This window comes from Nocardia yamanashiensis NBRC 100130, assembly GCF_001613325.1.
GTDB lineage: Bacteria > Actinomycetota > Actinomycetes > Mycobacteriales > Mycobacteriaceae > Nocardia > Nocardia yamanashiensis.
In genome coordinates, this window is sequence record NZ_BDCD01000019.1 from 280513 (window position 1) to 291118 (window position 10606).

General features: G+C 68.1%; 9 protein-coding genes. 2 read left to right on the top strand and 7 right to left on the bottom strand.

Annotation, left to right across the window (positions count from 1 at the left end; translation table 11 throughout):
• Positions 1-69: 69 nt before the first annotated feature.
• Positions 70-708, bottom strand: coding sequence for an HAD family hydrolase (locus tag NY1_RS22955; RefSeq protein ID WP_233434437.1), 639 nt, complete (start codon positions 706-708; stop codon positions 70-72).
• An 86-nt stretch (positions 709-794) separates the two neighbouring features.
• Between NY1_RS22955 and NY1_RS22960 the strand changes: the two genes are divergently transcribed.
• Positions 795-1622 (top strand): GNAT family N-acetyltransferase, encoded by an 828-nt coding sequence (locus NY1_RS22960; protein WP_067717047.1) that lies wholly within the window; start codon positions 795-797, stop codon positions 1620-1622.
• A gap of 53 nt (positions 1623-1675) precedes the next feature.
• On the opposite strand, the gene NY1_RS22965 is transcribed toward NY1_RS22960, so the two are convergent.
• The 4 genes from NY1_RS22965 to NY1_RS22980 all read right to left on the bottom strand — a co-directional run bounded on the left by NY1_RS22965 (position 1676) and on the right by NY1_RS22980 (position 6427).
• Positions 1676-2125 (bottom strand): MarR family winged helix-turn-helix transcriptional regulator, encoded by a 450-nt coding sequence (locus NY1_RS22965; protein WP_067716906.1) that lies wholly within the window; start codon positions 2123-2125, stop codon positions 1676-1678.
• On the bottom strand, positions 2118-2543 hold the full coding sequence (locus NY1_RS22970; protein ID WP_067716909.1) for an SRPBCC family protein: 426 nt from the start codon (positions 2541-2543) through the stop codon (positions 2118-2120). Before NY1_RS22970 ends, NY1_RS22965 begins: the two co-directional genes overlap by 8 nt.
• A 148-nt stretch (positions 2544-2691) precedes the next feature.
• Positions 2692-4749, bottom strand: a complete 2058-nt coding sequence (fusA, locus tag NY1_RS22975; RefSeq protein WP_067716912.1) for an elongation factor G — start codon at positions 4747-4749, stop codon at positions 2692-2694.
• Between the two features lie 253 nt (positions 4750-5002).
• Positions 5003-6427 (bottom strand): DHA2 family efflux MFS transporter permease subunit, encoded by a 1425-nt coding sequence (locus NY1_RS22980; RefSeq protein ID WP_067716915.1) that lies wholly within the window; start codon positions 6425-6427, stop codon positions 5003-5005.
• A 142-nt stretch (positions 6428-6569) separates the two neighbouring features.
• On the opposite strand from NY1_RS22980, the gene NY1_RS22985 reads away from it, so the two are divergent.
• Positions 6570-7511, top strand: a complete 942-nt coding sequence (locus tag NY1_RS22985) for a sigma-70 family RNA polymerase sigma factor (protein ID WP_067716917.1) — start codon at positions 6570-6572, stop codon at positions 7509-7511.
• Positions 7512-7623: 112 nt separating this feature from the next.
• Here NY1_RS22985 and NY1_RS22990 read toward each other — a convergent pair whose 3' ends face one another.
• Positions 7624-9819 carry a TerD family protein gene (locus NY1_RS22990; RefSeq protein ID WP_067716920.1) on the bottom strand — a complete coding sequence of 732 codons (2196 nt, stop codon included), beginning with the start codon at positions 9817-9819 and terminating at the stop codon, positions 7624-7626.
• A gap of 15 nt (positions 9820-9834) precedes the next feature.
• Entirely contained in the window at positions 9835-10515 is a 681-nt protein-coding gene (locus NY1_RS22995) for a rhomboid-like protein (protein ID WP_233434438.1), read from the bottom strand.
• Positions 10516-10606 lie beyond the last annotated feature (91 nt).

A 10606-nucleotide genomic window follows, 5' to 3' on the forward strand; every position in this document is an offset into this window, starting at 1 on the left:
CCGCCCGGGAACAGGGGCGAGCGCGGGCCGTCGAATGCGCCGCCGGGGGCGGGGATTCGGCTTCGTGCGTCAGGCGTCGAGGTGACCGGCGAGCCAGGCCGGGAACTCGGTGAGGTCGGTCAGCACCACGTCCGCGCCCTCGGCCGAGAGTTCCTCCGCCGCATACGGTCCCGTGGTCACCGCCACCGCGATCGCGCCCGCGGCCTTCGCGCCGCGCACATCACCGAGGTGATCGCCGACGTAGATGCGGGCGCCGTGGGCGCGCAGCACCTCGCCCTTCTCCTCCGCCCACACCCCGCCGACGAGATCATCCACATCCATCCCCAGGTGATCCACATGCAGTTGCGCCTGCGGCTGGTTCTTGGCGGTGATCACCAGGACCTTGCCGCCCGCCTTGTGCACGGCCGCCAGCGCATCGTCCACGCCCGGCAGTTCCCGGCTCGGCGTGATGGCCAGCCCCGGGTACAGCTCGCGGTAGCGCCCGACCACGCCCGGCACCTGGTCTTCCGGGAACCAGTGCGCGGCCTCGATCTGCAAGGGCGGCCCGAGCCGCGACACGGCGAGCGCGGAATCGATCGGCACGCCGGTTTCGGCGGCGACCGCATCCCAGACGGCGGCGATGCCCGGCCGGGAATCGATCAAGGTCATATCCAGGTCGAACCCGACGACGAGCCCAGCGTCCCGACCGGTCGCATGATCAACAGCCACGGCTCGACCCTACGGACCGGCGGGAAAACCGGAGGCGGCAGGGTTCGGCCGCGAACTAGGCTCGGGCCATGACTGATCAGGGCACGCTGTTCTGCGGGATGGAGCTGGGCGCACGCATCGAGGGCGTGGAAACGGATCTGATCACCAAGGGCGCGGCCGCCGCCCACGCCCGCCGGAGCGACGGCCAGGGTTTCGCCATCCCGCTCGCGGGCGGCGTGGCCGCCTACGCCGAACCCGGTTCACCACTCAACAAAGTGGCGGGCCTCGGCTTCGACGGGGTGCCCACCACGCGTGAACTCGTCGAGATCGAAGCCCTGTACGCCAAGCGCGACACCCCCGTCCAGGTGGAGCTCTCCCACCTCGCCGACCCCGAGATCGGCGCCCTGCTGACCGCCCGCGGCTACCGGCTGCTCGGATTCGAGAACGTCCTCGGCCTGGCACTCACCGACGCCGACCTGCCCACCCCCGCACCCGGCGTCGTCGTCTCCCCCAGCGACGACACCGAATTCGACCTCTGGCTCACCCTGGTCGCCGACGGCTTCGCCCACCCCGACACCCAGGGCATCGCCTCCCACGAGGAATTCCCCCGCGAAATCATCGCCGCCGCCATGCGCGACCTGACCACCGCCGCCGGCGTAACCCGCTACCTGGCCCGCCACAACGACGCCCCCGCCGGCGGCGCCAGCATGCGCCTCGCCGCCGGAATAGCTCAATTAACCGGCGCGGCAACAGTTCCCACACATCGCCGCCACGGCGTCCAAACCGCCCTGCTCGCCACCCGCCTGTCCGACGCCCGCACCGCCGGCTCCGACATCGCCACCATCACCACCCAGCCCGCCTCAAAATCCCAGCAGAACGCCCAGGCCCGCGGCTTCTCCCTGCTCTACCCACGCGCGATCCTCGTCAAATCCTGACCGCCGCTGCCGGACCCCGGCCCGGCGGGCGATCTCCACAACGGACGGTGCGGTCAGTGCGGCAGCCGATGAACCGCGATGGGCCGCAACCGCTCGCGGAGTTCGTCACCGCTCGCGCCGAAGAGCTGCTCGTCGGTCTCGACGGCGATCCGAATCGCTTTGCGCGCCAAGGCTCGACCATCGGCCGTGATCTCGACCCGCAATACGCGCGCGTCCGCCGGATCGGGTCGCCGCAGCAGCAACCCGCGCTCCTCGAGCGCGCGAATCACCTTGGACGCCATCATGCGATCCGCCCCCGACATATCGGCGATCTGCTGCTGGGTCGGCAGTTCCCCCTGCCGTCCCAGCCATCCGGCCGAGGCGAGCAGATTGAACTGGGTGGGTGTGAGCCCGAGCGGCCGCAGATTCCGTTCCAGCGTCGCCCGCCATTCCAGCGCCGCGTGGTGCAACCAGAATCCGGGACTCCGCAGCGGCCCGCGCGGCGCGGCATGCGATTCATCCACGTCGCAGTGCCTCCCGCTCCAGAGCGGCGAACGTCCTGGGCATATCGGCCCGCATCCCCTTCTCCCAGATCAATCGGAACAGCGGCCCCATCGGCCCGTGTACCTCCACATGTTCCGCGACCCGAACGGTCCCGTCGCCCAGCGGCTCATAGGTCCGGTGCCCGCGCAACTTCCCGAACGGCAGCCCCGCTTCGCTCGTCCAGGATTCGCCCGCCACCACATCGGTGATGGTGAATGGCCCCGCCGGCGCGCCCTTCGGCTTCACCCACCCCTTGGTCCCCGCTTCGAACTCCCCGTCGATCCGCGACTTCTCCTCGTGCGGGTCCCAGTCCGCCCATCGCGTCACATCGGTGGCCACCGCCCAGATCTTCGCGATATCGCCCTTGATCACGGCCGATTCGAAGAACGAATACATCATGGCTACCTGCCTCGATCGACACCATATGTTGTTGCGACAACAGTAACCGTAGTCGCGACAACAATCAATACGCGCCCTTCGGGTGTAGGAATCGGGGCGGAAGTCGGTGGCGGCGTAGCAGGTACGCCGCCACCGACTGGTCCCGTGGTTACGGGGCCGGGGCGTAGCCGAGCGGGCGGGTGGTGAAGGTGCCTCGGCCTTGGGTTCGGCTGCGCAAACGGGTTGCGTAGCCGAACAGTTCGGCTAGGGGGACGGCTGCCGTGATCACCACGACGCCGGTTCGGGTCACCGAACCGGAGACGCGGGCGCGGCGGGCGGACAGGTCGCCCAGGACGGCGCCGACGTAGTCCTCCGGCACCGTGACGGTCGTTTCCACCACGGGTTCCAAGATCGCCATCGCACTGGCGCGGAGGGCGTCCCGGAGGCCGAGGCGGGCCGCGGTGCGGAAGGCCAGCTCGGAGGAGTCCTTGCTGTGCGTCGCGCCGTCGACCAGCGTGACGTGCAGCCCGGTCACCGGGTGGCCCGCCAGGGGACCCGTCGCGAGTGCGTCGCGGCAGCCCTGCTCGACTGCACGGACGAACTCGGCGGGCACCCGGCCGCCCACCACGGTGGAGGCGAACTCGAAACCGGTGGCGGCCGTGTCGAAACCGCTTGTCTCGTGCTCGACGAGGCCGGGAGCGGCATCGCTGTCACGAGATGCACTCAGTGGCCGGACGTCGAGGACGATGTGCGCCCACTGTCCGGAACCGCCGTCCTGCTTGACGTGGCGGTAGGTGAAGCCGGTGACTCCGCGGACCACGGTTTCCCGGTAGGCGACCTGCGGTTGGCCGACGGTCACCACCAGGCCGCGGTCGCGGCGCAGCTTCTCCACCACGACCTCGAGGTGCAGTTCGCCCATACCGGCCAGCAGCGTCTGACCCGTTTCGGGGTCCGTGCGGACCACCAGCGACGGGTCTTCCTCCGCTATCCGGGACAGCGCCACGGCCAGCTTCTCGGCCTCGGCATTGTTCTTGGCCTCGACCGCCACCGAGATCACCGGATCCGTCGGATTCGGCGGTTCCAGCAGGACCGGAGCCTCGGGTGCGCACAGGGTCGCGCCGACCCGGGCCTGCTTCGGACCCACCAGCGCGACGATATCGCCGGCGGTCGCGACCTCCACCTCCTCGTGCCGATCCGCCTGCACGCGCAGGATGCGGGCGATGCGTTCGCGCCGGCCCGGACCCGCGTCCAGCACCGTGTCGCCCTTGCGCAGCTCGCCCGAGTACAGGCGTACGAAGGTGAGCCGGCCGGTGGGCGTGGCGTGCACCTTGAACACCAGTGCCGCAAGCGATTCCGCCGGATCGGCCGTCCGATCCAGCGGCGAGGGCAGGTAGGCCACGGCGGCGTCGAGCAGCGGCTCGATGCCACGGTTGCGGTAGGCCGCACCGCACAGCACCACGACGGCCGCACCCGAAAGGGTCAGCGCGCGCAGGGCCGCGGACAGGGTGTCGTCGGCCAGTGCCGAGTGTTCGACATATTCCTCCAAAGCGTTCGAATCATGTTCTGCTACTGCTTCTTCCAATGCACGGCGACGGTCGCGCGCCTGCTCGGCGAGGTGATCGGGAATCGGTTCCACGACGGGCCCGGCGACCCCGTCCGCCCACACCACGGCGCGCATGCGAACCAGGTCCACCACGCCGGTGAACTCGTCTTCGCTGCCGATCGGCAACTGCACCAGCAGCGGATTCGGGTGCAGCCGTGCGCGAATCGACGCGACGGCCGCCTCCAGGTCCGCCCCGGCGCGATCCATCTTGTTGACGAACGCGATGCGCGGCACGACATGGCGATCCGCCCGCCGCCACACCGATTCGCTCTGCGGCTCCACACCGGCGACCGCATCGAAAACCGCTATGGCACCGTCCAATACGCGCAGCGAACGCTCCACCTCATCGGAGAAGTCGACGTGCCCGGGCGTATCGATCACGGTCAGCCGGTGACCGTTCCACTCACAGCTCACGGCCGCCGCGAAAATGGTGATGCCGCGATCGCGTTCCTGCGGATCGAAATCGGTGACAGTGGTGCCGTCGTGCACCTCACCGCGCTTGTGCGTCATACCGGTGAGGAACAGCATCCGCTCGGTGACGGTGGTCTTCCCCGCATCGACGTGCGCGAGAATGCCGAGGTTGCGAACGGTGGCGAGAGATTGTCGGGAAACATTGGTACGCACGGTCTTACGTCCTTCGTGCTGATCCTGGACAGGACAGCGCGATTCCCGGACCGGGAATTACGGAATGAATGAGGTCCGGGTACTCAGTACCGGCCGCGCAGCCGGCACCGAGCCGGCGAAGACACCAGGATCACCTCGTAGCGAGGGCGAGCCACGACAGCAGCGTGTGAACGCATGACCGGCTCCCTTCCTGGTACGAGTCCCGCGGCGAGCAGAGCCGAACCCCCTGACCTCGCCGGGGCTACGGTAACAGTCAGGCGGATATCAAGTCACCTGGATTTCCGGTCGGGTCAACCGCTTTCGCCGCACGTCCCGGCAGGGCCAGCGCCACCAGCGCGCCCAGCAGTGACATGACCGCCCCGGCCGCGATCGCGGGGCCGAATCCGGCAACGAATTCCGCGGCCGAACCGTAACCGCCGAAACCGGCGAAAATCGCGACCACCACGGCAATTCCGAAGACGCCACCGAGTTCGCGCATCATGCTGTTGGCGCCGGCCGCCTTACCGATGAGTCCGTGCGGGACCGCCCCGACAACCGCACTCTGCGCGGTAGGAATAGCCATGGATACCCCGATTCCCGAGAGCACCAGCGCCGGAATCATCCGGGTGTAGGACATTCCGGGATCGGCGAGGAGCGCGACCCAGCCCATGCCCGCGGCCTGCAAGAGCAAGCCCACCACCATGATCGGCCGCTCACCCACGCGGTCCGCCAGCGCTCCCGCCAGCGGGGCACAGAAGAACAGGGTGAGCGTCCAGGGCAAGAGCCGCAGCCCCGCGCCGAGGGGTCCGTAATGGAATACCGACTGCATGAATTGCGCGAAGAAGAACACCGCGCCGAAGAGAGCGGCGAAGGTCAGGAAGATCGCGACATTGCCGGCCGCGAATCCACGAGAGCTGAACAAGCGAATCGGAAACATCGGTGTGCGCGTGCGGGATTCCCACACCGCGAAGGCCACGATCGCGGCGACGCCGCCGCTCGTCGTCAGCAGAATCTCCAGGCTCGACCAACCCGCGATGTTCCCGCGCACCAGCCCCCACACCACGCCCAGTGCGCCGGCGGTCACCAGCAACAGGCCGATGCCGTCAAACGCGGTCTCGGAGCCGAAACCCTCCGGAATCCTGGTCAGCACCAAAGGTATCGCCAGCAGACCTATCGGCACGTTCACCCAGAAGATCCACTGCCACGACAACCCCTCCGCGATGGCCCCGCCCACCAGGGGTCCACAGGCCACCGCAAGCCCGGTCACGCCTTCCAGAATTCCGATAGCGACACCCCTGCGCTCGGGCGGAAAAGCCGCACCGACCAACGCCAGCGCCAGGCTCATGATCAACGCCGCACCGACGCCCTGCACTACTCGCGCCGCGATCAGCGGTCCGACCGCGGGCGATACCGCACACGCCGCCGAACCGGCCACGAAGACGGCGAGCCCCACCGCGAACATGCGCCTGCGGCCGAAGCGGTCTCCGACCACCGCGGCCGTGATCAGCAATACCGCGAAACTGAGGTTGTAGCCGTTGACCGTCCACTCCAGCGTGGGCAGCGAAGCGTCGAGATCCTCCCGGATCGTGCCCAAGGCCGTCGACACCACCAGGGTGTCCAATGCCGCCATCATCGAAGCCACCGCGCCGAGCGCCAGCACCCAGCGCTGCGCAGCCCGTGAAACCGCCCACGTACTCATGCGAGTCCTTCCAATCGATCCCGTACGAGTACCGACCGGCGTGCCGCGGAAAGTCATCGAGTACCCGCCGATGACTTTCCGCAGTGCGCGCTGTCGATATATGGGGGGCTCCGCCGGCCGCCTCGACCCGGAAGGACATCGGATGATCGACACCGAAGAGTTCGCGCTCCGCACCATGCCGTATCGGCGTGAGCTGCTCGCCCACTGCTACCGCATGGTCGGCTCCGTGGACGACGCCGAAGACCTCGTGCAGGAAACATTGCTGCGCGCCTGGCGCGGCTACCCGGAATTCGAAGGCCGGGCGTCCGTCCGCACCTGGCTGTATCGGATCGCCACCAACACCTGCCTCAACGCACTCGAACACAGCAGTCGGCGGGTCCTGCCTTCCGGACTCGGCGACCCCACCGAATACCGCGGGCGGATCGGCCCCGACAGCGACTCCGTCCCGTGGCTGCAACCGATCCCGGACGCGTACCTCGAGACGACCGATCCCGAGGCGATCGTCGCCGCCCGGCACGGCACCCGCCTCGCGCTCATCGCCGCCTGGCAGTGTCTACCGCCCAAACAACGAGCGGTGCTGATCCTGCGAGATGTACTGCACTGGAAGGCAACCGAGGTGGCGAGCCTGCTCGACACCACCCCCACGGCGGTCAACAGCTCGCTGCAACGCGCGCACGCGACTCTCGCGGACAGCGCCACCGACGCCGACCGCATCACCGAACCCGACGATCCCATGCTGCGCGCCGTGTTGGACAGGTACGCCGCGGCGTTCGAATCACTCGATATGGACGCGCTGGCACAGCTCTTGAAGGAAGACGTCGTCTGGGAGATGCCGCCGATTCGCGAATGGTTCGCCGGCCGCCCCAGTGTCGTGCACCTGATCGCCACGCAATGCCCGTCACAGGCGGGTGACGTCCGCATGATTCCCACCGCCGCCAATGGGCAGCCGGCCTTCGCCATGTACCTGAACGGGGAAGCCCACTCGATCCAGGTGCTCACGGCGACGCCGACGGGCATCGAGCGGGTCACGGCATTCCACGGACCAGAACGGTTCGAACCGTTCGGATTGCCGAAAAGCCTGTAATACAAGGCAATCGGCCACAAGGGCGGCGAGGAGAGCGAAGGCGCTGGAATTTCTACCCAAAAGAATTTAGAAGGAAGCTCCCCCATGGCCTCGCCGATACCCACGGTAGCAGTCAGGACGGGATCAAGTCACCGAGATTCTCCGGGGTGAAGACCTCGCAGCCCGCGGGCAGACCGTCGGGGCTGGTCAGACCGATGAAAGTAACAGGCTCGGTGAGGGTTTCGCCGTCCCACAGCTCCGCCGCGGCGCCCATCAGCTCCGCCAGATAACCCACTCCGAGGTACTTCCGGGCGAGCACGGCGCGCGCCAGATCCGAGGTGGTCACCGAATTCTCCTCCACCCGGTTGTAATCCGGCTCGCCCGCCAGATTCAGGTGCAGCCATTTCACCCGCCACTCCGTGCCGTACCGGAAGAACACCAGCGGAAACGCGACCCGGCCCGCGCCACGCAGCTCCGACTTCATCCGCACGGTGCGCGGCTCGTACGGCAGACCGGCCTGATACGCCTCGCGCAGCATGAATCCGAAGAACGACTCGCGGACCTCGTCGAAACCCTCACCGGTGTAGATGTTCACCTGCGGCAGCACCGCGAACGCACGCACCTTGTGCAGGTCGATCTCGATGAATTCCGACGCGCCGTCCGGCGCCTCGGTGATGTCACCGGAGTGCGTACCACCGACCTCGGTCAAGTTGGTGTACGACAACCAGCCGCGCTCCTCGAAGTCCGCGTCCAGCAGTAGTGCCGACAGATCGAAATCGGTCCGTTCGCTGCGTTCGTGCCAGTAGACGAAGAACCGGAGCAGGCCACCGTGCACCCGGCTGACCGAACCTCGCGGCAGTACACCGAGACCGTGTCCGATCCCCTTGCCGCTCAACGGAAGCGCCACATCCAGCATGTCCGGATCGATCACCACGCGCGGGCGCGCGGGCAGGCGGCGACGCAGCTCGGCGTCCAGCAGCGCGCACAAACGCTCGAGTATGCCGGTATCGATCGGCGCCCGCGTATCGGCGAATACCCGGCCCCGGCCCAGCCGATTGGTGAACACCCGCCGCCCGATGCCGGACCCCACCGGCACATCGGCGGCAGCACCGGATCCGATCACCCCGGCGCGATTCTCCAAATGCTCACGCACAGAGATCAACACCCGCCCGGACACCGCGCCGATCGTCGCCTCGACAGCGGCCAGCACCGCCGCACGATCGGCATCGGTGGCGGCCGCACGCAAGAGCCGATCCAGCGAACGAAACAGCAGACCCGGTGCGGAACACAGCAATTCGGCTGCCGTCGCCACCTCGCCGGTGGACAGCAAATCCTCCAGCCGCGACAGGAAGGACGGCGCTCGCCGCTCCCCACGCGCCACCTCGAACACCGCCGCCGCATCCGGCCAGCGCGGGAACTCGTGCGGATGCAGGCGCTCGCCGAGCCGCTTCCAGGCCTCCCGGTGCGCGGCGACATCTCCGAGCTTGGCGGGCTGCGCCGCCACCACCGCATCGAGAGCGGCCAGCAGCGCGCGCCGGGTACGACGCGGCAGCGAACGGAAACGGGTGGGCGTCAATAGCGAGACATCGCCTTCGGACAGCAGACAGGCCAACCGCAGCACATCGGTCACCGTGTCCACCAGCAGTCCGGCGCCGGCCGCCAGCCGCACCTCGTTGACGATCGCGCGATGCTCCCGCACCGGAATCGACGGCGGCTGCGGGCCGGTGGCACAGTACAACGCCAGCTCACGCAAGGCCGCCGCATCGTCGTCGCCGAGTGGAATCGCACTGCCCGCCAGTGCGAGATACAGCGCGGATACCTCGTCCGCCAGGGCGGCGCCGGAATGCAGCACCGTCACCCGGTCGCTCGGTGCGGCCAGCAGCTCATCGTGCGCCGCCACCAGGTCCGCGTAACTGTGCTGGTACCGGCCGTACTTCGGCAGCGCCAGCAGGTTCAGCAGCCCCTGCTCGGCATCGGCTTCGATGCGGGCGGCAGCGAGCTCATCGGTGAGGGCATCGAGCAGACAGGACAGCCAGAACTCCACGGTGTCCGGCACATTCGCGGGGAATCGCTTGAAGTAGGCATTGTGCTGGACGTGCGCACCGGCCATCCGCCGCACGACCGGCAGCACTCGCACGGCGGTATCGATGACCGCCGGCGCCGCCAGAGCGGACAATCGGGCGAACAGTTCGCTCGACAGTTTGAACCCCACCGACATGAGCACGGCATCGAACTGCCGGGTCGCGGCGGCACCGTCCCCGGCCGGTCCCTCGACCAGCGGCAGGCGCAAGGTGCGGCGGATGACGAACTCTTCCGGATCCCAACTCACCCGGGCATCTTCGCATCAACCGATGAGCAGCGCCGCTGATAAAAGTACGGCCAAGGCGAGCAGTGCGCCTTCGATCCAGGTCAGGCGGCGGCGTGGGGTGTCGGTGGCTTTGAGCATGCGGTAGCCGAGGGCCAAGCCGATGGCGAGGGCCAGGAGGTGGCCGACATTGGTGAAAGTGCGACCGGCCAGGACTGCGTCGATGGCCAGGGCGGACCAGCCTGCGGCCCAGAGGAATCGGAAGTCGCTGGGGATGGAGGCGATCAGTGCGCCGACCAAAGCCATGGCGCCGTAACTGATTCCCACGTCCTCGGCCGAGGCGATGCTGTCCGGGAGCCAGTCTTGGTGGACGCCGATCCAGAGTCCGATGGCCACCAGCAGGGTCGCGCCGATATGACCGGCGAGGAAGACCGCCAGGAGCCGGCGGCCGCCGAACCTCAACTCCGACAAGGCGAGCAGGGCTCCGAACATGATCAGCACGCCCCAGGCGACGGTGTCGTCGCCGATGATCAGTGCGCTGGAGAAGAGGGTGCCGACGTGGCCGTGGAGGAGGTTGTGCAGGTTGGTGCTGGCATGCAGGACGACCTTCGTTGCGGCGGCGTCGTTCAGGACTGTGAGCACGATCGTCGACAGGGCGAGCAGCAGCAGATAACTCAGCGTCACCCGCAGCCTCGGCCGGCCGGTAGCCGGTTCTCGCACAGCCGAATCCATGCTTTGCACAACGGAACCCGCGGCACGCGTTGTTCCCCGCCACGCCGGTTGTGCCATAAGACGCAGCAAACTCACCCTG

Coding starts and splice junctions, on each gene's coding strand:
- NY1_RS22970 (WP_067716909.1), bottom strand. CDS start 2,543: ATGATGTATTCGTTCTTCGAATCGGCCGTGATCAAGGGCGATATCGCG.
- NY1_RS22980 (WP_067716915.1), bottom strand. CDS start 6,427: ATGAGTACGTGGGCGGTTTCACGGGCTGCGCAGCGCTGGGTGCTGGCG.
- NY1_RS22985 (WP_067716917.1), top strand. CDS start 6,570: ATGATCGACACCGAAGAGTTCGCGCTCCGCACCATGCCGTATCGGCGT.